Source organism: Mesorhizobium sp. M1D.F.Ca.ET.231.01.1.1 (assembly GCF_003999155.2).
Lineage (GTDB): Bacteria > Pseudomonadota > Alphaproteobacteria > Rhizobiales > Rhizobiaceae > Mesorhizobium.
This window is the reverse complement of the sequence record NZ_RZOZ02000014.1, coordinates 90988-113574: the sequence shown is the minus strand read 5'-3', so window position 1 is coordinate 113574 and position 22587 is coordinate 90988. Positions and strand designations below refer to the sequence as shown.

The 22587-nt window shown below is 65.1% G+C and carries 22 protein-coding genes; 13 read left to right on the top strand and 9 right to left on the bottom strand.

The window, feature by feature from the left end; all coding sequences use genetic code 11:
• The first annotated feature begins 495 nt into the window (after positions 1–495).
• The 3 genes from EN874_RS28285 (at position 496) to EN874_RS28275 (ending at position 2931) form a co-directional block, all read left to right on the top strand.
• Positions 496–1215 carry an extensin family protein gene (locus tag EN874_RS28285; protein WP_245513736.1) on the top strand — a complete coding sequence of 240 codons (720 nt, stop codon included), beginning with the start codon at positions 496–498 and terminating at the stop codon, positions 1213–1215.
• 107 nt (positions 1216–1322) lie between these two features.
• The gene (locus EN874_RS28280) at positions 1323–2147 is read left to right on the top strand and encodes an extensin family protein (RefSeq protein ID WP_127428006.1); all 825 of its coding nucleotides are present in this window, start codon (positions 1323–1325) and stop codon (positions 2145–2147) included.
• 76 nt (positions 2148–2223) lie between these two features.
• Complete coding sequence (locus EN874_RS28275) at positions 2224–2931, top strand: LssY C-terminal domain-containing protein (protein WP_127428005.1); 708 nt, start codon at positions 2224–2226, stop codon at positions 2929–2931.
• Between the two features lie 15 nt (positions 2932–2946).
• Here EN874_RS28275 and EN874_RS28270 read toward each other — a convergent pair whose 3' ends face one another.
• A complete protein-coding gene (locus tag EN874_RS28270; protein ID WP_245513734.1) occupies positions 2947–3195 on the bottom strand; it encodes a zinc-binding dehydrogenase in 249 nt (82 codons plus the stop codon).
• 186 nt (positions 3196–3381) lie between these two features.
• Between EN874_RS28270 and EN874_RS28265 the strand changes: the two genes are divergently transcribed.
• Positions 3382–4695, top strand: a complete 1314-nt coding sequence (locus tag EN874_RS28265; protein ID WP_127428004.1) for a hemolysin family protein — start codon at positions 3382–3384, stop codon at positions 4693–4695.
• Between the two features lie 3 nt (positions 4696–4698).
• Here the strand turns inward: EN874_RS28265 and EN874_RS28260 are convergent, their stop codons facing one another.
• Positions 4699–5676, bottom strand: a complete 978-nt coding sequence (locus EN874_RS28260) for a zinc-binding dehydrogenase (protein WP_127428003.1) — start codon at positions 5674–5676, stop codon at positions 4699–4701.
• Between the two features lie 97 nt (positions 5677–5773).
• Between EN874_RS28260 and EN874_RS28255 the strand changes: the two genes are divergently transcribed.
• Positions 5774–6169, top strand: a complete 396-nt coding sequence (locus EN874_RS28255; RefSeq protein WP_127428083.1) for a helix-turn-helix domain-containing protein — start codon at positions 5774–5776, stop codon at positions 6167–6169.
• 50 nt (positions 6170–6219) lie between these two features.
• On the opposite strand, the gene EN874_RS28250 is transcribed toward EN874_RS28255, so the two are convergent.
• Entirely contained in the window at positions 6220–6825 is a 606-nt protein-coding gene (locus tag EN874_RS28250; protein ID WP_127428002.1) for an NADPH-dependent FMN reductase, read from the bottom strand.
• A 90-nt stretch (positions 6826–6915) separates the two neighbouring features.
• On the opposite strand from EN874_RS28250, the gene EN874_RS28245 reads away from it, so the two are divergent.
• Positions 6916–7284 (top strand): helix-turn-helix domain-containing protein, encoded by a 369-nt coding sequence (locus EN874_RS28245; protein WP_127428001.1) that lies wholly within the window; start codon positions 6916–6918, stop codon positions 7282–7284.
• A 170-nt stretch (positions 7285–7454) separates the two neighbouring features.
• Here EN874_RS28245 and EN874_RS28240 read toward each other — a convergent pair whose 3' ends face one another.
• Both EN874_RS28240 and EN874_RS28235 read right to left on the bottom strand, forming a co-directional pair.
• Positions 7455–7658, bottom strand: a complete 204-nt coding sequence (locus tag EN874_RS28240) for a hypothetical protein (protein ID WP_127428000.1) — start codon at positions 7656–7658, stop codon at positions 7455–7457.
• Positions 7659–7773: 115 nt separating this feature from the next.
• Positions 7774–8169, bottom strand: a complete 396-nt coding sequence (locus EN874_RS28235) for an acyl-CoA thioesterase (protein WP_127428082.1) — start codon at positions 8167–8169, stop codon at positions 7774–7776.
• Between the two features lie 192 nt (positions 8170–8361).
• On the opposite strand from EN874_RS28235, the gene EN874_RS28230 reads away from it, so the two are divergent.
• The 3 genes from EN874_RS28230 to EN874_RS28220 are packed head-to-tail and all read left to right on the top strand — an operon-like array spanning position 8362 to position 12112.
• On the top strand, positions 8362–9978 hold the full coding sequence (locus EN874_RS28230; RefSeq protein ID WP_127427999.1) for a GMC family oxidoreductase N-terminal domain-containing protein: 1617 nt from the start codon (positions 8362–8364) through the stop codon (positions 9976–9978).
• Entirely contained in the window at positions 9975–11186 is a 1212-nt protein-coding gene (locus EN874_RS28225; protein WP_127427998.1) for a mandelate racemase/muconate lactonizing enzyme family protein, read from the top strand. Before EN874_RS28230 ends, EN874_RS28225 begins: the two co-directional genes overlap by 4 nt.
• Positions 11183–12112, top strand: a complete 930-nt coding sequence (locus EN874_RS28220; protein WP_127427997.1) for an NAD(P)-dependent oxidoreductase — start codon at positions 11183–11185, stop codon at positions 12110–12112. The genes EN874_RS28225 and EN874_RS28220 overlap by 4 nt, the downstream gene beginning before the upstream one ends.
• Positions 12113–12168: 56 nt before the next feature.
• On the opposite strand, the gene EN874_RS28215 is transcribed toward EN874_RS28220, so the two are convergent.
• Positions 12169–13107 carry a diacylglycerol kinase family protein gene (locus EN874_RS28215; protein ID WP_127427996.1) on the bottom strand — a complete coding sequence of 313 codons (939 nt, stop codon included), beginning with the start codon at positions 13105–13107 and terminating at the stop codon, positions 12169–12171.
• A gap of 801 nt (positions 13108–13908) precedes the next feature.
• Here EN874_RS28215 and EN874_RS28210 point away from each other — a divergent pair.
• Entirely contained in the window at positions 13909–14430 is a 522-nt protein-coding gene (locus EN874_RS28210) for a hypothetical protein (protein ID WP_127427995.1), read from the top strand.
• Positions 14431–14501: 71 nt separating this feature from the next.
• On the opposite strand, the gene EN874_RS28205 is transcribed toward EN874_RS28210, so the two are convergent.
• Positions 14502–15122 (bottom strand): hypothetical protein, encoded by a 621-nt coding sequence (locus EN874_RS28205; protein ID WP_245513732.1) that lies wholly within the window; start codon positions 15120–15122, stop codon positions 14502–14504.
• A gap of 186 nt (positions 15123–15308) precedes the next feature.
• Between EN874_RS28205 and EN874_RS28200 the strand changes: the two genes are divergently transcribed.
• Positions 15309–15803 carry a DUF2314 domain-containing protein gene (locus tag EN874_RS28200; RefSeq protein ID WP_127427993.1) on the top strand — a complete coding sequence of 165 codons (495 nt, stop codon included), beginning with the start codon at positions 15309–15311 and terminating at the stop codon, positions 15801–15803.
• Positions 15804–15815: 12 nt separating this feature from the next.
• Here the strand turns inward: EN874_RS28200 and EN874_RS28195 are convergent, their stop codons facing one another.
• Both EN874_RS28195 and EN874_RS28190 read right to left on the bottom strand, forming a co-directional pair.
• Entirely contained in the window at positions 15816–16787 is a 972-nt protein-coding gene (locus tag EN874_RS28195; protein ID WP_127427992.1) for a DUF3137 domain-containing protein, read from the bottom strand.
• 81 nt (positions 16788–16868) lie between these two features.
• Positions 16869–17912: a CapA family protein gene (locus EN874_RS28190; RefSeq protein WP_127427991.1), complete on the bottom strand. Its 1044-nt coding sequence runs from the start codon at positions 17910–17912 to the stop codon at positions 16869–16871.
• Between the two features lie 163 nt (positions 17913–18075).
• On the opposite strand from EN874_RS28190, the gene EN874_RS28185 reads away from it, so the two are divergent.
• Both EN874_RS28185 and uvrB read left to right on the top strand, forming a co-directional pair.
• Positions 18076–19332, top strand: coding sequence for a hypothetical protein (locus EN874_RS28185; protein ID WP_127427990.1), 1257 nt, complete (start codon positions 18076–18078; stop codon positions 19330–19332).
• Positions 19333–19450: 118 nt separating this feature from the next.
• A complete protein-coding gene (uvrB, locus tag EN874_RS28180) occupies positions 19451–22585 on the top strand; it encodes an excinuclease ABC subunit UvrB (RefSeq protein ID WP_127427989.1) in 3135 nt (1044 codons plus the stop codon).
• The last annotated feature ends 2 nt before the right edge of the window (positions 22586–22587 follow it).

The following is a 22587-nucleotide window of genomic DNA, read 5'->3' as shown; positions in this document are numbered from 1 at the left end:
CCGATGGCAACGCTGAGCTTTTCCGGATTTTGCAGACTGGCGCTGCCCTTGGCGGCGGCCATCTTGCTGGTCACGCCGGCCGATGCCAGGCATCGCCACAGGCAACCGCTGACACCGCGCATGGAGCAGCCGTTGACGCAGCGGGCCGATCAGCCCCTGAGACCGAGCAGCAAGCACCGCGTGAGATCGCGGGGCAAGCGGCATATCGCGCCGCAGCTGACGCAACAGCAAACGCAGGACCAGCCGACCTTGCCCGCCGAAGTTCCGATACCGGAGCCACGGCCCGCGGAAGCTCAAAGGACCGACGCCGCGACGAAGGAAGAACAAAAGGCTGCCGGTCAAAAGGACGCTGGCGCATCCGCACGCTTCGATCAAGAAAAGCCTCGTCAGGAAAGGCAGGGGCGTCCAGAGCCTTCGACCCCGGAGCCATCAACCGATATCGAAATCGAACCTGAGGCGCCGGCCCAGGTGCCGATTCCGACATTGAGACCCGACGTGGCGGAACCGGCGGGAAAGCCGCCCGCTGTCGCCCCCACGCCACCGGAAAAGCCGCCCGAATTGGAGCCGGAACCGCCCGCCACCGCGCCAAAGCCGCCGGAAAAGCCCGCACAGGCGAACCAGGAGAAAGTGCTCCCCGATCCGCGTTCCGCTGAACTGCCCGCCGACAAGATGCCGGCTGAGGAAGTTGCCTGCCGCGACCGACTGAAGGCGCTCGGCGTCGAATTCGAGGAACACAAGGCCGAGCACGATGCCGTGATCGGCTGCTCGATCCCCTACCCCATCGTCCTGAAAACGCTTGGGAAATCGATCGGCATCGATTCCGGAACCGAGCTCAACTGCCGGATGGCCGAGGCTGCAGCGCGTTTTGCCGCCGATGTCGTCCGGCCGGCCGTGAGGGCCGAATTCGGCGCCGATCTCAAATCGATCACGCAGGCATCCGCCTTTGTCTGCCGCCCGCGCCACGGCGGCGGCAAGCTGTCGGAACACGCCTTCGGCAATGCGCTCGACATCGCTTCCTTTACCTTGTCGGACGGCAAGAAGATCGAAGTCGGACCGGCCCCGCCCGAGAAGGATGGAAAGTTCCTGAATATAATCCGCAAGGCGGCCTGCGGGCCGTTCAAGACCGTGCTTGGTCCGGGCAGCGACGCCGACCATGCGCTGCACTTCCATCTCGACCTCGAACCGAGGCGGCATGGCGGGACCTTCTGCCAATAGTGGCCGGACAGATGCCGCAATTCGGCCTCAGGCGTGAATACCGGCGCTGATCTTTCCTTTACTCTTGCCGACTAGACTTGTGCCATCCGGGGACAGGATGCCTTTCGATGGCCCGAATATATGGCGCCAGCCTCGCCTTGGCGCGACTGAACACTCGTGCGCGCTCCGCAGCCGTCAGACTGACAGCAGGGCTCGCGATCACGGCGGTCTCGGCCTGCACGACCGGCGACGTCTTCTCGCTGCAGCCGGCAGTCGATGTCGGCAGCCAGACCGCCGCCGTGCCCGAGGCGGCGCAATATTCCGGCATGCAGAGGCTCGTCCCGTCCGATCCGTATTTGACCCAAGCCGCCTATCCGCGCATGGATGAGCCGATGTCATCGCCCGAGCAGATGCCGGCGAGCGAGATCGACTGCCGCAATGAATTGAAACGCATGGGCGTCGTTTACCAGGACGTCCAGCCGATCCACGAAGGCCAGTGCGGCATCGACTTCCCCGTGAAGGTCTCGGCCATCGGCAGCGTCGAGATGAAGCCAGCCGCCACGCTGACCTGCAACATGGCCGCCACCTTTGCCGCCTGGACCAGGAACGAGCTCGTGCCGGCCGCCCGCTGGCGCTATTTCTCCGGCGTCAAGGCCATCCACCAGGGGTCGAGCTATTCCTGCCGCAACATCGCCGGCGAGGGCGTCCTGTCGGAACACGGCAAGGGCAACGCGCTCGACGTCATGAGCATCGAGCTCAACAACGGCGACGACATCGACGTGCGCAAGCCGGGCCTGTTCGCCTTCCGCACCCGCGGCTTCCTCAACAATGTGCGCGCCGACGGCTGCCAGTATTTCAACACGGTGCTCGGCCCGGGCTACAATTACGACCACCGCAACCACTTCCACTTCGACGTCAAGAACCGCAGGAACGGCTACCGCGCCTGCCGTTGACCGGCCGCACAGCCTACTGCCCAATCCGCCGAACGCGGCATAGAGTGCCCGCGAACAGGTTCGGGAGCGGTCTCTCGTGAGTGAGCGAAGCCTTAGACGGCGCGCGGCGATCTGGCTGGCGGCTTTCTGCGCCTTCTATCTGGCATTCGCCTATCTCGCCGCGCCGGAATTCTGGACCTGGCGCGAGCGCGGATTCCGCACGCAGCGCTTCGAGATGGTGACGCACACGCCGCAGGGGATTCCGGGCGACCCGATCAATGTCGGCCTTGTCGGCACCGAGAAGGAAGTGGTCCACGCCTTTGCCGTCGCCGGCTGGGACACGGCCGATGCCGTCACGCTGCGGACCGCGATCGACATCGGCGAAAGTGTACTGTTCTCCCGTCCCTATCCCGACGCGCCGATGAGCCGCCTGCTGTTCGAAGGCCGCGCCCAGGACCTTGCCTTCGAAAAGCCCGTCGGCGACAGCGCCGACCGGCGCCACCACGTCCGCTTCTGGCAGACGAACACCGTCGGCGACGACGGCCGGCCGCTCTGGCTGGGCGCCGCCAGCTTCGATCGCGGCGTCGGCCTCAGCCACGACACCGGCGCCATCACCCATCACATCGGCCCGGACATCGACGCCGAGCGCGACTTCCTGATCCGCGACCTCAGTGCTGCCGGCATGCTGGTCTCGACCAGCGAGATACCGGGGATCGGCGCCACGAAAGACGGCAGGAATGGCGGCGGCGATCCCTATTTCACCGACGGCATGGCGGTAATCGGCGTGTTGAGGACGCTGCCCTGACCGTGGCTGCAAGACTCAAGTCATGGCGATGACGATCTTGCCGAACGGCCCTTTCTCCAGGTGTGCGAACGCCTGCGGCACCTCGTCGAAGCCATAGACCTTGTCGACGACCGGCTTGATGCCGAGCGCCTCGATCGCCTGGTTCATGCGTTCGAAGGAGCGGCGGTGGCCGATGGAAATGCCTTGCATGGTGATGCGGTTGCGCATGAACGGCACGACCGGGAAGCTGATTTCCGTCGCGCCGAGCAGGCCGATGATCGACATCCGGCCGTCGGCGGACGCGCGCGCTGACGCCGAAGGTGAGGGTCGTCGTCGACGCGCTCGTCGACCATTTTTCGGCACCGCCCTGGGATGCCGCCTGAAACGGGCGTCATGCTTGAAAAAATGTCATGCTCCAAAAACAGCGGCGGACTATTTTCGAATGCGCTGCAGCAATGCTATTGACCGCCCATGCTTTATGTTGAAATCGCCGTCGTGGCCGTCCTCATACTGGTGAACGGCCTTCTGGCAATGTCGGAGCTCGCCATCGTCTCGTCGCGGCCGGCCCGCCTCAAGGCGATGATCGACCGCAACGTCAGGGGCGCCGGCCGTGCGCTGGCGCTCGGTTCCAACCCCGGCAAGTTCCTGTCGTCGGTGCAGATCGGCATCACCTTGGTCGGCGTGCTGTCCGGCGCCTTTTCCGGCGCCACGCTCGGCGAGCGGTTGGCGCAGTATCTTGCCTCGACCGGCGTCCGCGAGAATATTGCCGACCCCGTTGGGGTTGGCATCGTCGTCGCCATCATCACCTATGCGTCGCTGATCGTCGGCGAGCTCGTGCCAAAGCAGATCGCGCTGAAGGACCCGGAGCGGGTCGCGGTCCGCGCCGCGCCGGCGATGACCATCCTTGCCACCGTTTCGGCGCCCCTGGTCTTCCTGCTCGACATTTCCGGTCGCGCCATTCTGTGGCTGCTTGGCCAGGCCGGCGAGGCGGAAGAGAAGGTCACCGACGAGGAGATCAAGATGCTGGTCGCCGAGGCCGAGCATCACGGTACGATCGAATCCGACGAGCGGCGCATGATCGCCGGCGTCATGCGGCTCGGCGACCGCGCGGTGCGCGCCGTGATGACGCCGCGCACCGAGGTCGACTGGATCAACCTGCAATCCGACGAGGCGACCATCAGGCGGCTGCTGATGGAAACCCAGCATTCGCGGCTGCCCGCCGGCGACGGCAATGTCGACGCCATGGTCGGCGTCGTCCAGACGCGCGACGTGCTGGCGACGATCCTTGGCGGCAAGGTGCTGGAGCCGCGCCAGCACGTGCGCGCGGCACCCATCGTGCACGACCAGGCCGACGCGCTGGACGTGCTGCAGAAGCTGAAGGAATCGAACGTGCCGATGGCGCTCGTCCATGACGAGTACGGCCATTTCGAAGGCATCGTCACGCCGGCCGACATATTGGAGGCGATCACCGGCGTTTTCCGCTCAGATCTCGAGGCCGGCGAGGAGGAGAACGCCGTCAAGCGGGAGGACGGCTCATGGCTGCTCGCCGGCTACATGCAGGCCGACGAGATGGCCGAAACACTTGGCATCGATCTGCCGGAGAACCGCGACTACGAGACGGTGGCCGGCTATGTGCTGTCGCATCTGCATCACCTTCCCGCCACCGGCGAATGCGTCGACGCCCAGGGCTGGCGCTTCGAGGTGGTCGACCTCGACGGCCGCCGCATCGACAAGCTGATCGCCACCCGCCTGCCGGACGGCCACCGCCCGATGGCGCGCCGATAAGGTTTAGGGCACCAGCACGACCTTGCCGGTCGAGCGGCGCTCCTCGACCAAGCGGTGTGCTTCGCCGGCCTGATCGAGTGGAAAGCGGCCGCCGATTGTCACCCGCAGTTTCCCACTCGCCGCCAGTCCGAAAACTTCGGACAGGCTCGCCTTCAATATGTCGGGGGACAAAAGCGGCAGCAGTGCGAAGCCCTTGAGCGATTGGTTGCGGCCAATCATCGCTTCCAATTCAGCGGTGCCAAGCGCGAGACGGCCGAGCGCTGCGAACACGAGCTCGCCGCCGGGCGACAGCACATCCAAAAACTCCTTCGTCATCGCGCCACCGACCGTGTCGTAGATCGTGTCTACGCCACACTTTGCGACATCTCTGACCTCGGCCGCCCAATCCGCCGCCTGATGATCTATGGCGGCATCGGCGCCAAGCGACAGGACCAAGTCACGCTTGGCCTTGCCGCCGGCCAGCGCGATCACGCTGCCGGCGCCCTGCCCTTTCGCCAGTTGGATGAGCAATGAACCGACGCCGCCGGCGGCGGCTGGAATGAGCACCGCCTTGTTGGCGGGCGGGCTTTGCCTGAGCAGATGGAAAGCCGTCAGCCCTTGCACCATCAAGGCCGTCGCTTCCTCGAAGGACAGCGCTTCCGGCAACGGCGTCGCCAGGCTGGCGTTGATCGTCACATACTCGGCATAACCGCCGAAAGGCCGCTCCGAGACAAAGAGCGGCGCCGCCACGCGGCTTCCCAGCAACCGCGCATCCACGCCCTCGCCGACCGCCTCGACCGTGCCGGCGGCCTCGACGCCGGGGAGCATCGGCAGGCCCGGCGTGACCGCGTAGCGATCCGCCCGCATCAGCACTTCGAAATAATTGATGCCCGCGGCCGCAACCTTGACCAGGACCTCCCCGACGCCAGCGGACGGCGCGGGAACGTCCACCACTTGCAGCACTTCGGGACCGCCGAAGCGGCTGAACTGGACGGCTTTCATGGCAGACTCCCATCGCTATGGCATCGGCCGCCCTTTGCCACTATCTGCGCTGTCGCTTCTAGACACAGATTTGTCCGCTGCTCACCAGGAGGTGACCATGGCCCGTTCAATCAAGAAACTGCCCATGTTGCCGGCGGAGCGCGCCTTGAAGGTGATCTCTGGCCGCTGGAAGGCGGTGATCCTTTATTATCTTTTCGATGGTCCGCGGCGGTTGTCGGCTCTCAAGGCGCTGATGCCCGGCATCACTCAAAAGGTGCTGATCGAGCAGTTGCGCGAGATGGAGGAGCACGGTCTGGTCAGCCGGGAGATCTTCGCCGAGGTCCCGGCCCGCGTCGAATATTCCGCAACGCCTCTCGGCCTCAGTCTGGAGCCGATCCTTTTGGCGCTTTGCCAATGGGGACAGCACCATGCGGACGCGCTCGATGAAAAACATCGGCTGGCCGACTGCATCATCCGTCCAAGGCAGCCGGATCAGGTTTCCGCAAACAAATAGGGCGGCGCAAGCGCCGCCCCGGAAGATGATATTTGGGAGGATGTAACGGCTTAGGCGGCCTGGGCTTCGCTGGCGATTGCGTCGGCGGCGCGAGCCGTCTTCAGCACTTTCGCCCACCAGGCGACGTCGTTGACCAGTGCGGCAGCGGCCTGGTTCAGGTGCTCGATGTCCTCAAGCTTCTTCTCGCCCTGACGTACCGCAAGGAAATCGCCCCAGGCGATATGGACGGCCGACTTGACCGGCGCCATCTGCAGCTCGACGGCGGCCAGGCGAAGGTGTTCAACCGCGCGCGAACCGCCGACGCTGCCGTAGCCGACGAAACCGGCCGGCTTCTTGTTCCATTCATTGGCGGCGTAATCGATGGCGTTCTTCAGCACGGCGGTCGGAGCGTGATTGTATTCGGCGGCGGTGAAGATGAAGCCGTCGAACTCGGCGACCTTCTTCTGCCAGCGCTGCGCCACCTCGTTCTGCGACGGCGCCCAGGCGGAGGAGGCGACTTCGTCGAAGAAGGGCAGCGGGAAGTCGCGCAGATCGACGATCTCGACGTCGATGTCGGCGTGTGTCTTGGCGATCTTGGCGATCCACTGCGTCGGCACATCGGCGAAGCGGGCGGCGCGCGTCGAACCGACGACAATGGCGATTTTGGGCTTGGACATAAGGGGCTCTCCTTGCGGGAATTTCTGGTATCGTTTGGATACCGGCGCTATATGTGATACTGACAAATCGGCGCGCAAGGAGGCACGTTTTTGTTACTGAGGCACCCGCTCAACACCGAGGATTGCCGCGCCGTGTCGGAGATCCTGCAAAGGGTCGGCGACAAATGGACGGTTCTGGTGGTCGGCAAGCTGGGCAACGGGGCGATGCGTTTCAACGAATTGCGCACCGCCGTCGGCGGCATTTCGCAGAAGATGCTGACCACGACCTTGCGCGGTCTCGAGCGCGATGGCTTCGTCACGCGCAAGGTGTTTCCGACCATCCCGCCGCGCGTCGACTACGAGTTGACCGAGCTCGGCCACGAGTTGCTGGTGCCGGTCGGCGCGCTCGGCGAATGGGCGCGCAAGAACACCAGCCGAGTCCAAGCAGCGCGCGCGAAATTCGACAGTAAAAAGGCCTGAAATCCTTACGGCTCAAGCGATTGCGGGTTGTCGCGGAACGCCGGCCCGCTCGCGTCATGCCTCTATGCTGCATTCAATCTTGACGACGCCCACCGATTTCCGGCCGCCGTGTCGCGCCCACCGGCGCGCCGCCGCCGTTCGGCCGATGATCGTCTTCCGCCGGCAGTCCGTCAGGCGCTTCGGCTCGCGTTGCCGCAGCACATGGTAGTGCAGGGACCGAGCCCCGCTGCCCGGTCGCCAAGGGGCGTCTGGCCACGCGTGCAGGCAACGCGCGGAAGATCTTTTTTGACCTCGGCATAGGCAGTTATGCCGAGCAGGCAGGTGAGCGCGATGAGGGCTGCCACCAGCCAGCCGTTCAGCATGTGTTGACGCATTGTCTTTCCTCCAACGCCTGCAAAGTGAGGGGTGAAGGCAACCACTGGATGTCGCGAAGCGCCTGACCCGCGCGGGCGTTGTTACAAAATGCCCGGGATTGGAGAATCGACTGCGTCAGCCTTCGGCTGGAACCGGCTTCGGCTTGCCCTCGCCGTCGAGCGCCACCATGACGAAATCGGCATGGGTGACCTTCTCCATCAGGTCGGCGAGATAGCGCTGCGCCCAGGCCTCGACCTTGAGCGTCATCGAGGTGCGGCCGACGCGCTCGACATGGGTGTAGATGCAGAGCGTGTCGCCGATCTTCATCGGCTTGGCGAAGGACATTTCCTTGACCGCTGCCGTGACCACGCGGCCCTTGGCGCGCTCGGCCGCGCGAATGCCGCAGGCAAGGTCCATCTGCGCCATCACCCAGCCGCCGAAGATGTCGCCTGCCGCATTGGCGTCGGAAGGCATGGCGAGCGTCCTCAATGTCAGGTCGCCGATCGGCCGTCCGTCCGCATAATGCACCATGTTAAGGTCCTTCAACCGCTGCTCTTCCTGAAGCCGTACCAACGCGGCTGCCATGTCGCAAGCTTTGCTGAAAGCGAAATGCGCGCCACGGCACCGGTCGCATTTTTCACAAGCCATGCCGGAAGCCCCGGCGACGACGTGAGCCGGCAATGTCTAGGCTAGGCCCCGGATTTCGGAGCCCGCACGCACGCTATGCAGACTTATGACTTCATCGTCGTCGGCTCCGGCTCGGCCGGCTCGGTTCTCGCCGAACGGCTGTCGGCCTCGGGCCGCTTCTCGGTGCTGGTGCTGGAAGCCGGCGGAACCGACCGCCGCTTCTACGTTCAGATGCCGCTCGGTTACGGCAAGACCTTCTTCGATCCGGTGGTCAACTGGAACTACAAGGCCGAGCCCGATCCTGGCCTCGGCAACAATGCCGACCACTGGCCGCGCGGCAAGCTGCTCGGCGGCTCAAGCTCGATCAACGCCATGGTCTTCATCCGCGGCGCGCGCGAGGATTTCGATGCCTGGGCCGCCGCCGGCAATCCCGGGTGGAGCTATGACGAGCTGCTGCCCGCCTTCAAGGCGCTGGAGGACAACGAGGCCGGCGCAGACCAGTGGCGCGGCGTCGGCGGCCCCCTGCACATCACCGATTGCTCGAACGCCGTTCATCCGCTGACCAAACGCTACCTGGCGGCGGCCCAGCAGGCCGGCCTGCCGTTCAATCCGGACTTCAACGGCGCCACCCAGGAGGGCGTCGGCATCTACCAGATCACCACCCGCAACGGCCGCCGCATGTCGGCCGCCCGCGCCTTCCTGCGTCCGGCGATGAAGCGCGACAACGTCCGCGTCGAGATGAACGCTCTGGCGACGAAAATCCTGTTCGAGGGCAAGCGCGCCGTCGGCGTCGAATATGAGCAGAACGGCGAAAGGAATATCGTCCGCGCGGGCCGCGAGGTGATCCTCTCCGGCGGTTCGATCAACTCGCCGCAATTGCTGCAGCTCTCCGGCGTCGGCCCGTCGGCGCTTCTCGGCGGTCTCGGCATCCCCGTCGTTCATGCCAACGACAATGTCGGCGCGAACCTGCAGGACCATGTCGGCATCAACTACACCTTCAAGGGCAAGCTGCCGACGCTGAACCAGATCCTGCGCCCCTGGTGGGGCAAGCTCCTGGTCGGCTTGCAATACATCCTCTTGCGCTCCGGCCCGCTGTCGCTGTCGATGAACAATGCCGGCGGCTTCTTCCGCACCGACCCGTCGATGGCGCGGCCGAACATGCAGCTCTATTTCCAGGCCTTCTCGACCGTCATTCCGAAGGGCGGCGAGCGCCCGATCCTGACGCCCGATCCATGGCCGGGCTTTTCGATCGGCCTTTCCAACTGCCGGCCGTCGAGCCGCGGCGAGATCATGATCCGCTCGAGCAATCCGCGCGACTATTCGAAGATCACTGCCAACGCCTATTCCACCAACGCAGATGTCGACGAGATGCTGGCGGCGGTGAAGTTCGTCAGGAAAATCGCCGCGATGCCGGCCATGGCCGAGATCATCGAGGAAGAGGTTTTGCCTGGTCCGTCAGTCACTTCCGATGCCGATCTGATTCAGGATTTCAGGAAGCGTTCGGGCACCGTCTACCACCCGGTCTCGACCTGTCGCATGGGGCCGGACACCGCGCGCGCCGTCGTCGACCCACGGCTTCGGGTCCATGGGATTGAAGGCCTGCGCGTCATCGACGCGTCGATCTTTCCCGATAACGTCACGGGCAACACCAACGCCGCTTCGATCCTCACCGGATGGAAGGGCGCCGAGCTGATTCTGGAGGATCAGAAATGAAAGTCACCGACGTCAAGACCTGGGTTGTCGGCAACCCGCCGCCCGGCATCGGCGGCAAGTATTTCATCTTCGTCAAGCTCACCACCGACGGCGGCGTGGTCGGCTACGGCGAGGCCTACAACGCCACCTTCTCGGCGCATGTCACCGCCAGGATGATCGAGGACATGGCCGGGCGCTACCTGATCGGCCGCGACCCGCACGACGTCGAGAACCTCTTCCGCCGCGTCTATTCCTCCGGCTTCACCCAGCGCCCCGACGTTTCCGGCATGGGCTGCTTCTCGGCGCTCGAAATGGCCTGCTGGGACATCATCGGCAAGGAGGCCGACAAGCCTGTCTACAAGCTGCTCGGCGGCCAGGTGCATGAGACGCTGCGCTCCTACACCTATCTCTACCCGCATGCCGGCAGCGTCCATTCCGAGGATGCACGCGGCAAGAATGTCTACAACGATCCCGACATGGCCGCCGCCTGCGCGCTCGAATATGTCGAGCAGGGTTTCAATGCCGTGAAGCTCGACCCTGCCGGCCCTTACACCGCTTATGACGGCCACCAGCCGCGCCTCATCGACATCGACCTCTCGGCGCGCATGATCAAGGCGATCCGCGAGGCCGTCGGCACCAGGGCCGACATCCTGTTCGGCACGCACGGCCAGTTCACCGCCTCGGGCGCGCTGCGCCTCGCCCGTGCCATCGAGCCCTACGACCCGCTGTGGTTCGAGGAACCGGTGCCGCCGGACATGCCCGAGGTGATGGCTGAGGTCGCCCGCGGAACCTCCATTCCGGTTGCCACCGGCGAGCGGCTGACGACGAAGTTTGAATTCGCCCGCGTCATAGAGAACCGCGCCGCGACCATCCTGCAGCCGGACCTCGGCCGCTCTGGCGGCATCCTGGAGACCAAGAAGATCGCCGCCATGGCGGAGGCCTACCACATCCAGGTTGCGCCCCATTGCTATTGCGGCCCGATCGTCGGCGCCGCCAACATCCAGCTTGCTGTGACGCTGCCCAACTTCCTCATCCTGGAATCGCTGAAGCAGTGGGACGGTTTTCACGCCACCCTGCTCAAGAAGAAGATCGAGTGGCAGGGCGGCAACGTCATCCCGTCGAAGGAGCCCGGCCTCGGCGTCGAGCTCAACGAGGAGGTTTGCGACGCGCACCCCTATAGCGGCAAGGACCTGCACCTGCAGATGATGCAGACGCCGCTGGTGCCGTGACCGCGCGCCTCGCCTACGCCTTCATCGGCCTTGGCCATCTCGGCGGCAACCTTGCCGCCAGCCTGCTGCGCAACGGCTTTGCCGTCACCGTCTTCGATCGCGACCCGGCGGCGGTCGAGCGGCTTGTCGCGCTCGGTGCCACGGCGGCAACAAGTCCTGCGCAGGCGGCCGCGCGCGCCGGCAGTGCCATCACCTGCCTGCCCTCGCCGAAGGTGAGCGAAACGGTGCTCGCCGGTTCCGGCGGATTGCTCGAAGGCCTGCCCGCCGGCGGCAGCTGGATCGAGATGTCGACCAACGGCCATGACGAGATCGTGCGGCTGGCAGCTCTTGCTGCGGCGAAAGGCATCGAGACGCTGGAATGTCCGGTCACCGGCGGCGTGCATCTGGCGGCAATAGGAAAAATCACCGCGCTGGTCGGCGGCGACGCCGCGCTCTACGAACGGCACCGGCCGGCGATCGAGGCGATGTGCGCAAGATCGTTCCTGATGGGTCCGCTCGGTTCGGCGGCCGTGATCAAGGTCATCACCAACATGCTGGCCTTCATCCATCTCGTCGCCGCCGGCGAGGCGCTGATGCTGGCCAAGCAGGGCGGGCTCGACCTCGCCCAGGCCTACCATGCGATCGTCGCCTCCTCCGGCAACAGCTTTGTCCACGAGACCGAAAGCCAGCTCATCCTGAACGGCTCCTACGACATCGGCTTCACCATGGATCTGGCGCTGAAGGATCTCGGTTTCGCGCTTGCCATGGCCAGGGATTTCCGCGTGCCACTTCAGCTGGCACCACTCGTCAATAAGATTTTCGAGGTTGGCAGACAGGAGTATGGCGGTGGCGCCTGGTCGACCCAGGTCGTCAAGCTTCTGGAGGATGCGGTCGGCACGGAGCTTCGCGCGCCGGGCTTTTCGGCCAGGCTGGAGGCAGAACTTTAGCCAACTGTTTCATATGGTTAGCTCCGCCCGCGGAATCAGACGTTGAATCCGTTGATTCAACACCTCAACGTCAGTGCGCCAGGCAGGATTTCGAAGGTTGCGGGGATCCGGCCTGGAGATTCTCCGTCGATATCGACCAGCGCCCCGTTCTTCTCCGCATCGCCCAGCGGCTCGACCAGCACCTTGCGGCCGCGCAGGATGGTGATCGCCGGATGATTGCGGTGACGCCCGCCGTAGAGCAGCCGGATGTCCCGGATCAGCCCGAGCTTGCCGGCTGCGCGCAGGATGACGATGTCGAACTGGCCGTCGGACAGATCGGCGTCCGGCGCGATCATCATGCCGCCTCCGAAGAACTTTCCGTTGGCGACCACCACCAGCGCCACGCGCGCCTCGACCGGCTCGCCGTCGTCTATGGTGATCCTGACGTCCTGGAAGCGGTACCGGAGGAACTCGAGCACCGTGCGCCAGAAGAACAGCGCCTTGGCTGAGACCCTGCCCTTGCGCTTGTCCGCATTGACCGCGCGATCGGTGGCGCCGGAGAGGCCGAGGCTGGCGATGTTGATGAAGTGGCGACTGGCCAGCGCGCCGTGGTCATCGATATAGCAGATGCGTCCGGCATCGACTTTCCGCGCGCTGGCGCCGGCGATGCGCGCCAGCGCTTCCTCTATTCCGTCCGGCAGGCCCAGGCCTCGCGCGAAGTCGATGCCGGTGCCGCAGGGCAGAAGCCCGAGCTCGCTCGCCCGGCCGGTCTCGTGCTCTGCCTGCAGCAGCCCGTCCGCCACTTCGCTGGCCGTGCCGTCGCCGCCGGCGGCAATCACCAGGTCGCAGCCATTGGCGGCGAGATCGATCGCCAACCGCTCGGCGTCGCCGCTGGTCTGGGTCTCCCGCATGTCGAAATCGCCGAAATGCTTCTTGAGCGACGCGGCGATCTCGGGCCAATGCCGCTTGAGCTTGCCCCCTCCCGCAATCGGATTGAGAACCACCCCGACCTTCAATCTGACCTCCCCCGAGGCTGATGCAGCCGCCCGCATCCTTTGCCGGCATTGAAACGCGGGCCGGTTGGCGGGGCAAGGCTCCATCGTCCAAAGGGCCGTGGAAATCTGGGGCGGGCTGTCTAAGGATTTTGGCCGCAAAATTCCGGGCCTTGTCGCATCGGTCCCCGATAATCCCGCTATCCACAGGTCCGGGTCTATTCCGCAAAACCCTTACCCGGCGTACGTTGAACCCATCTCAGGCGGCTGCCGAACGCCCCAGCCGAAAGGCAGAAGCGCAAGGCGGATTTCCTGAGGCCCGCACGGCCCGGAACGAAAGCAGGTTCGCCTGTTGGAGGGACGGATGTCGGCGGGGCCGCGGAAAGCGTGCGAACGCCGACGGCGGACCGATGCTGGCCATGAAGGCGGTGAAACCTTCGATGGCACGCTGGGCGAAGCCCGCAAGGGTGGAGAGCGGCGTGGTCTGGAACGGGCGTTGCCTTCGGGTGACGACTGGCAGGACCGTCAAAATCAAGGCCGGCCTGGCGCGACGACCTTACGGAAGTTGCTGCCGTAACCGGGTCCTGATCTGACAGGGAGGCGCTGGGAGAAATCCCAGCGCCGACTGTCTTTTTGGGCCGTCCACCGGCTTTGCCGCGCGGCCTGCACCTTCGCCAGCGCGTGAAACTGATGCTTTCCCGCCACAGTCGAAGCCTGGACAACCTTCCGTAACGCGCCGTCATGCACAATTCACAATCGCGGCCAAATCCCGCCTTGTTCCCCGGCGATTGATCGGCCCGGGAACGAATTCGGAGGGACAGGACCGTGATCAAGACCACCCTTGTCGCCATGACCATCGTCGGCTGCGACTGCGACGCCAAGCTCTGCGAGTATATCGGCGAGACGCCGGCCAAATGGGCGACGATCGCCGACTGCGAAGCGGCGATGAAGAGCCAGACGCTGCACCAGCGCAATTTCAATTATCCGCTGGTGTCCGGCATCTGCCGCACCAAGGGCTCGGCGCCGACCTCGGAGCTCGCCGCGAAAGCATCCGGGCCTGAGCTGAAGCCGGCGAACCGCGTCGTCGAAACCATCGCCCCCTTGCCGCCCGAGCTCAGCCATCGCCCGAGCGTCCCGGTCGGCGCGACGGTGACGGCCAGCGAGACCGAAGCCGCGCGGCCGGTCGCCTTCGAGGCCGCGGTCGATGGCGGCAGCGCCGTGCTCTATCGCACCAAGGCCGGTTACGCCGTGGTCAAGACCGATCTCGGCCGCGCCGCCACCGCGACGGTGGACCTGGCGAAGCGGTCGGCAGACTGGCTGGCAGGCCTGGTGCCGAGCGGCCTGTGAAACAGTCCAAGGCGTGCTGAGATTCAGGTCCAGCATTTGCAGGCCGGCATGACCCTGAATCTCAACACGCCTCACAGCTTGACCTTCAAGGTCTCCCAGAACTTGTCGATCATCGGCTGCTCGGTTGCGGTCTCCTGATCGCCGATGCGCGTGATGAACAGCAGCCCCTGATCGGCGAGGCCGAAGCCGACGATCTCGAAATCAGCGCTATCGGTTCTTGTCTTCACAGTGGCTTTGATGCCGGTAAGTCGCGTGCCGTCGGCGAGCTTGCGGGTAGTCGGCTCCTGCGTCAGCCTTCCTCCAGCCTGAACCGATTCCTTCGTCATCTCCTGCAGGATCAGCTGGTTGAGCGACACCGGATTCATCTTGCCGTATTCCTGCACCACGACGATCGTGCCGAGGGCCGACGCCGCCAGGTACTGGGTGATGCCGTCGCCGAGATCGGTCTCGGTGACGGAGATGCTGCTCGGGTGGACAAAGGAAAAAGTGCCGCCTGAAAAGGTGGCGAAGTCGTTGCGGTCGAGCCTCACCTTTGCCGTCTTGCCGCCGGGCAAGGTCACGTTCGCGTCCTCGCCGGGATCGATGTCGACCGCCACGCCGTCGATCGTCAGCTTGAACGCCTTCAGATCTTCGGCGCGAGCCGACGCCGCGCCAAGCATCATCATCGCGAGCGCCGCGGCAGCAAGCCTCATTCGCATGTCCTGTCCTCTCCACGCGGTTTCGCCGAACGCCTTGATGGCACGGCAGAAGGTCAAGGAAAACAATTCCGGCCCGATTCACGGCAGGCAACCATCGCATCGCTCGCGCTTAGGTTGATAATTCCGACCCGATGCGGGAAGATGACAAGCATCGTTCGAGCCGTTGGGGGACGCCTTTCCATGACATTCGCCGTTCGCGCCATGGTCTGCCTGGCTCTCGTATTGTGCTCGGGGACGGCCAGGGCGCAGGCCACGGATTCAAATGACGACCGCGTCACCATCTTTGCCACCGGCGATCCGGAAATGGCCGCGGCGACGGAGCAGGCGCTTGCCAGCCTGGACGAGTTCCTGAAGTTGGCCGATGTTCCCCCGCCTGGCGCCTCCCGTTTCAAACTGAAGGTCAAGGTGAAAGATGGCAACGTCACCGAACATTTCTGGGTCGTACCCTTCCGCCGCACCGAAACCGGATTCGTCGGGATTCTGTCGAACCAGCCGGCCGAGGTACACAATGTCGTGCTCGGCCAGAACATAGAATTCACCAGGGATGATATTTCCGACTGGGGATACACCAGGGACGGACATCAGGTCGGCAGCTTCACCGTCTGCGTGATGTTCAAGAAGATGTCGAAGGAAGAGGCCGATTATCTTCGCACCAAGTTCGGCTTCGACTGCTGACGCCGTAGCGCGTTATTCGGCCGCTTCGTCCTTCGCCCCGATCTTGCGCACCAGCGCGGCCGTCGCCAGCATCGCGCCGAGATCGGCGATCATCGGCGCGACATGCGTGTTGTAGTCGATCGGGACGGAGATATCCGGCAGCTCGAAGAAGTTCTTCGACCACGGCATCAGCAGGAAGCCGTCGCTGCCGCTCAGCGCCACCCGGGCCTGGTCATAGGGCCACGTCTCGCCGAGCCAGGTCAGCGCCTGCGCCAATCGCCCGGTGACCAGCGGCCGGGCTGCCTCGACATTGTCGGTGCGGAACTCATAGGTGGCGTCGAGTTCGGCGACACCGGACGACAGCTCCTGCATCTTGCCGGCGAACATGCCGCGGAAGAAATGCACCACCTTGCCGGCCTTGCGCGCCGCAACCAGCGTGCCCGGGAACGGCTCGATGGTTTCGAAGGCGACGATGACGCCCTTGAAGGCGGTGGTCTCGCTCTTGCCGGAGCCTTCCCAGAGCCGCGCCTCGTAAAGCTCGAAGGGAAAATCCTCGTAGCGCCCGGAAATGATATCGTCGAAACTCTGCCGGCTGAAAGCGCCGACGGTTTCGCGCGGCATCCTGTCGAAGGAGTTCGGCCGCACGCCGTGCTGGTAGCGCACATCGCGCACAAAGCCGAAGATGATCGGCAGGAGCGCGTCGCGGAAGGACTGCTGCAGCCGGGTCGCCGGCCTGAGCGCCTGGAAATAGAGCAGCACCGCGACGATGAAGCCGCCAAGGTAGAGAAAGACATGCGGCGTCGATAACCACTGCTCGTTGGGGTCGGCGGCGCTGTTGAACAGCCAGGCGACGAGGCCGACAAAGACGATAACCAGGCCGACAAACAGCGGCACGCGCCAGCGGACCTGTTTCTGCGCCGAAGCCCGCCTCGCCTCGTAGGCCTCGATATTGTGCCTGATGCCGGCGATATCGGCTTCGCTCGGCATGAAATCCGCTGCTTCCATGGCCACCCCCGGACACCGGCAGATGCCGCATATGATAGCGGCTTTTGCACAGAAGTCGCCAGCGCTCGCGATGATCGGCAGTCAGCCCTCTTGGTCCGGAAAAATCGCGTCCAGGCGAGTCGCAACCCGCTGTCCGATCGCTCCACCCAGTGACTGCACCGGCACCAGCCGCTCACGGCCGCCTTTGGCGAGGCGTGTGAAGAAATGCAGCCGGTAGCCGGCAATCGTGCCGGGAGTGGCGGGGTCGGCGCTGACGTCGACGACGAGGATCGAGCCGATGCGCCCGGGCCATGGCTGCCTGGCAAAGGCTGTGCCGAGGAAATCGCCCAAGCCATAAGCGACGAGCGTGTCGCCGATCTGCTCGACCGGCTGCACGACATGGGCATGGTGGCCTGCTATCAGTCCGACGCCCTGGCTCGCCAGCCGTCTCGCGAGCGCCCGCGTCGCCGGCCGCGGAAAGTGGCGGAACTCCCAATCCCAATGCGGCACGGCGCACAAGAGATCGATGCCTGCGCCGCGCGACCATTCAGCCGCATCGCTCCCCATGGAAACCCGCGCCCGGAATTCGGCTTCACCAGCGTTGCGCCAAAGCGTGAAGGCGGCGAAGCCGATCGTCAGCGGCCCGGCTGCGTGGCGCTGGACCGGCCCGCCGGCCGCGGTGCCGATGGTGCGAATGCCGAGCCGCTTCAGCGCCGCGGCCGTCTCCTCGAAGCCGGCAACGCCTTGGTCGAGCACATGATTGTTGGCAAGCGACAGCACCAGCTTGCCGCGGGCTACCCCGACGGCCGCCAGCACGTCCGCCAGGAAGCGTTCGGTCATCGCATGATGCGAGCCGAGCCGCGTGCCCACGACCGCGCTCGGCCGTTCGACGATCGGGCTTTCGCAATTGCCGACCACCAGATCGGCGGAAGCGAGCAGCGCCGCGATCGCCGGATCGCACTCGGGCGCCGAGCGATTGGCGACCGCCGAAATGTCGCCGATGAAGGCAAGTCGCACCGTCCGCGCCGGAAGCGGCTCCATGAGTGTCGCCGCCGTCGCCGCAAAGCCACTCCTGTCGCCGCCGAACGACGGCTTCAGGAAACGCGGCAGCCACGACAGTTTGTAGGAAAGCGGATAGTTCGACACGCGACGCCCAATCGTTTGCCCTGTGTGTAGACCGTTCCTCGGATCGGTTGAAGCCGGTCGCACGGCGGCTGCCGGTTGATCGCCAGCCGCAACTCCACCGCGGCCAGGCGGCGCCGTCGACTAAACAGGTGTATGGTTGCCGCACTGTGAGTGGAGGACGACGATGACGCGCATAGCCGGCCTGATGGTTGCCGCCTTGTTTCTTTGCCTGCCGATTTCGTCGGTCGCCGCGGAAATGCCGGCAGCCGCAAAAGCCCTGTTCGAGGCCAAATCCGTTGCGGAGCGGAACACCGCCTTGTCCGCGCTCGAGGCGGCAGCACCAGGCGATCCGGCATCGGCCTATGCGGCCGGCGCCGGCGAATTCTTCACTGCCCTGGAAATCCTCGCCGGCGGTCTCCACCGCCACGGTTTCGAGAGCCCGCAATCCTTCATGCTGCCATTGATGCGGCTTCCCGTGCCGGACAATCCCGATCCCGAGCCGCTCACCTACGAACAATTCCGCGCCATCCTGGTCGCCTTCCGCGACCGGCTGGAGAAATCCGCCGCCACGCTCGGCTCCGTGCCGGGCGATGCCGATATCGGCGTGGCGGTCGACCTCACCCATGCCGGCATCGATCTCAACGAGGACGGCAACATCGCGCCCGACGAAAGCATCGCCGCGATCATGGCCTCGCTCTCACGCGGCAGCGTCGACACGAGCGATGCCGCGCTGCAGCTGACTTTCCGCTTCGACCGCGCCGACGGCTATTGGCTGCAGGGCTATGCCGAGTTCCTGATGGCCCAGGCCGACTTCTGGCTGGCGCATGATTTCAGGACCATGTTCGACGGCTCCTTCCACATGCTGTTCCCGCGCGCCAAACTGCCTTTGCAGGATACGCTGGTGCCGCCGGACGGCGGCATGAGCGGCAGCATCTTCGCCTCGGAATGGCGCTTCGCCGACTTCATCTCGCTGGTGCATCTCGTCAACTGGCCGGTGGTCGAGCCGGAGCGCCGGCAAGCCGCGCGCCGCCATCTGCTGGAGATGATCCGGCTGTCGCGCGAGGACTGGAAAGCGATCCGCGCCGAGACCGACAACGACCGCGAATGGCTGCCCGGCCCGCAGCAGAAGGGCCAGAACCAGCTCACCGGCCTCGCGGTCGGCGAGGAACAGGTCACGGCCTGGCTTGCCACGCTCGATATGGCCGAGGACCTGCTCGAAGGCCGCGTGCTGCTGCCGCATTTCCGCATCGCCGGCAAGGGCTTCAACATGAAGCGTTTCTTCGACGAGCCGAAGCCCTTCGACCTGGTGCTGTCGATCACCGGCCCGGCGATCGCGCCCTATCTCGAAACCGGCAAGATCCTGACCAGCGAGGACTTCGACCAGATCCAGCGCGAGTTCGGCGGCGCCGGATTCTTGACCTTCGCGCTGTGGTTCAATTGACGATCGCTTTGCGGCCCGACACGGCTCCTGACAGCCCCCTGTCAGCAGCATCAGCGTCGGGCGCTTGCCTCGTCACTCCGCTCTTTCCATTTCGGCCGAGTCCTCCCATATTCGGGCCATGGCCAAACGCACCGACAAGAAAACGCCCTCGCCGGCGCAAGAGGGCGCGCCGAAACGGCGCAGCCCGCTGACCGAATTCCTCGACGCCGCCGAGCCGCTGAAGCCCGGCGGCTTTGCAGAGGCGCGACAGAGCGAGTTCTCCGGCGCGCCGCTGACCGGCTCGATCTCCGATTGGGCCGGCCAGATCGAGCGAGAGGCCGAAAAGCAGCCGAAGGCAAAGACGCCGAAGAAGATACCCGAACGCTCCTCCGCGCCCGGGCGCACGGCGCGCGGCACCTCGATGGGCGGCGCGGCGTCGGCGAAGGAACGCGCGGCAGCCGGCCTCAACCCGGTGGCCGGCCTCGACATCAGCCTCGAGGACGCCGAGTCGGTTTCCTCGAGCGGCGTCACCGCCACGGTCGCGGCGCTGTCGGCGCTGATCGAATCCGGCAATCCGCTACACAAGGACGGCCAGCTCTGGACGCCGCACCGCCCGGCCCGGCCGGAAAAGTCGGAAGGCGGCATCGCCATCAAGATGGTGTCGGATTTCGAGCCGGCCGGCGACCAGCCGACCGCGATCAAGGACCTCGTCGAAGGTGTCGACCAGAGCGACCGCACCCAGGTGCTGCTCGGCGTCACCGGCTCCGGCAAGACCTTCACTATGGCCAAGGTGATCGAAGAGACACAGCGCCCTGCCCTGATCCTGGCGCCGAACAAGACGCTGGCCGCGCAGCTCTATGCCGAGTTCAAGAAATTCTTCCCGGAAAACGCGGTCGAGTATTTCGTCTCCTATTACGACTACTACCAACCGGAAGCCTACGTCCCGCGCACCGACACCTATATCGAGAAAGAATCCTCGATCAACGAGCAGATCGACCGCATGCGCCACTCGGCGACACGCTCGCTGCTGGAGCGCGACGACGTCATCATCGTCGCCTCAGTCTCCTGCATCTACGGTATCGGCTCGGTCGAGACCTATACGGCGATGACCTTCCAGATGCAGGTCGGCGACCGCCTCGACCAGCGCGCCCTGCTCGCCGATCTCGTCGCCCAGCAGTACAAGCGCCAGGACGTCAACTTCGTGCGCGGTTCCTTCCGCGTGCGCGGCGACACGATCGAGATCTTCCCCGCCCACCTGGAGGACCGCGCCTGGCGCATCTCGATGTTCGGCGACGAGATCGAGGCGATCACCGAGTTCGATCCGCTGACCGGCCAGAAGACCGGCGAGTTGAAGAGCGTCAAGATCTACGCCAATTCGCACTATGTGACGCCGCGCCCGACCTTGAATCAGGCTATCAAGTCGATCAAGGAAGAGCTGCAGCACCGCCTGCAAGAGCTTGAAAAGGCTGGCCGTCTTCTGGAAGCGCAGCGTCTCGAGCAGCGCACTCGCTTCGATCTGGAGATGCTGGAGGCGACCGGCTCCTGCGCCGGCATCGAGAACTATTCGCGCTACCTCACCGGCCGCCAGCCGGGCGAGCCGCCGCCGACGCTGTTCGAATATGTGCCGGACAACGCGCTGATCTTCATCGACGAAAGCCACGTCACCGTGCCGCAGATCGGCGGCATGTATCGCGGCGACTTCCGGCGCAAGGCGACGCTGGCCGAATACGGTTTCCGTCTTCCCTCCTGCATGGACAACCGGCCGCTGCGTTTCGAGGAATGGGACGCCATGCGGCCGCTCTCGGTGGCGGTCTCGGCGACGCCCGGGGGCTGGGAACTGGAGCAGTCCGGCGGCGTCTTCGCCGAGCAGGTCATCCGCCCGACCGGTCTGATCGACCCGCCGGTCGAGGTGCGCCCGGCCAAGAGCCAGGTCGACGATGTCGTCGGCGAGATCCGCGAGACGACCAGGCTCGGCTACCGCACGCTGGTCACGGTGCTGACCAAGCGCATGGCCGAGGACCTCACCGAATATCTGCATGAGAACGGCATCCGCGTCCGCTACATGCATTCCGACATCGACACGCTTGAGCGCATCGAGATCCTGCGCGACCTGCGCCTCGGCGCCTTCGACGTGCTGGTCGGCATCAACCTTCTGCGCGAGGGCCTCGACATCCCCGAATGCGGCTTCGTCGCCATCCTCGACGCCGACAAGGAAGGGTTCCTCCGTTCGGAAACCTCGCTGATCCAGACCATCGGCCGCGCCGCCCGCAACGTCGACGGCAAGGTCATCCTCTATGCCGACCAGGTCACCGGCTCGATGGAGCGGGCGATGGCCGAAACCAATCGCCGCCGCGAGAAGCAGATGGAGTGGAACGCGGCCAACGGCATCACGCCGGAATCGGTCAAGTCGCGCATCGCCGACATCCTCGATTCGGTCTACGAGAAGGACCACGTGCGCGCCGACATCTCGCAGTTCACCGACGATGCCGGGGCGATGATCGGCAACAACCTGAAAACCCATCTCGAGGCGCTGGACAAGCAGATGCGCGATGCCGCCGCCAATCTCGACTTCGAGAAGGCGGCGCGAGTCCGCGACGAGATCAAGCGGCTGCGCGAGATGGAGCTTGCCATCTCCGACGACCCGCTGGCGCGCGAGGTGGAAAGCCAAAGTCCTGCATCAGGCCGCGAGAAGGGCAAGCACAACAAGGGCGTGGCCAGGCATCGCACAGCCGAGGAACAGGAGCGTTTCCGCAGGCTCGACGAGGCGCGCGCCGCTGACGAAGCGGCCAGGGCCGCCCGGCCCAACCTGTTCCGCAAGCCGCATCTCGACGACATGGGCGCCGACGGCGCCGTACCGGTGAAGAAGCCGCTGTTCGCCAAACCGTCGATCGACGACATGGGGCCCGGGACCGACATGGCGACTCCTGCCGGCGCCGTATCGCGCTCGCTGTTCAAGAAGCAGTCGGCGCAGGAGGCGCATGGCTCCGATTTCGGCGTTCCCGGCGACCGCACCAGGCCCCTGTTCCGAAAGAACTCGCTCGACGAAATGACGGTGCGGCGGACGGAAAAGCCGGTCGAGGGAAAGAAGCCGGCGAAGCCACAGCCAATCTCCCCCCAAGTGGGGGAGATGTCCGGCAGGACAGAGGGGGGCGCGAAGGAACGCGACGACAAACCCATTGTCCGCCAACGCTCGGGCATCGGCTCTTACGAAGACCCGGGCGACGAGCGCCGTCAAAAGCGCCGGCCGGGGAAGACAGGACGGCCGGGGAAGTAGCC